General features: G+C 49.8%; 1 tRNA gene. It reads right to left on the bottom strand.

Annotated elements, in window-relative coordinates:
* Positions 1-178: 178 nt before the first annotated feature.
* A tRNA-Asn gene (locus R2X38_RS26705) sits at positions 179-254 on the bottom strand.
* Between the last annotated feature and the right edge of the window lies 1 nt (position 255).

The following is a 255-nucleotide window of genomic DNA, read 5'->3' as shown; positions in this document are numbered from 1 at the left end:
CTGGTGACCTACTGATTACAAGTCAGTTGCTCTACCTACTGAGCTAAGTCGGCACACTAAAAGTGGCTCCCCCTGCGTGACTCAACGCGGGCGGCTAGCTCTGAGACAATTACTCCGGAACGAGTAAGTCGCAGTTATATGCTAGAAATCCAAGTCTTAATGACTGTGAATTTTAAATTGGCTCCCCCTGCGGGACTCGAACCTGCGACATACGGATTAACAGTCCGCCGTTCTACCAACTGAACTAAGGGGGAA

It is taken from the genome of Photobacterium rosenbergii (genome assembly GCF_033022775.1).
In the GTDB taxonomy this organism is placed as follows: domain Bacteria; phylum Pseudomonadota; class Gammaproteobacteria; order Enterobacterales; family Vibrionaceae; genus Photobacterium; species Photobacterium rosenbergii_A.
The sequence above is the reverse complement of the archived record's forward strand: the minus strand, read 5'-3'. Positions and strand labels throughout refer to the sequence as shown.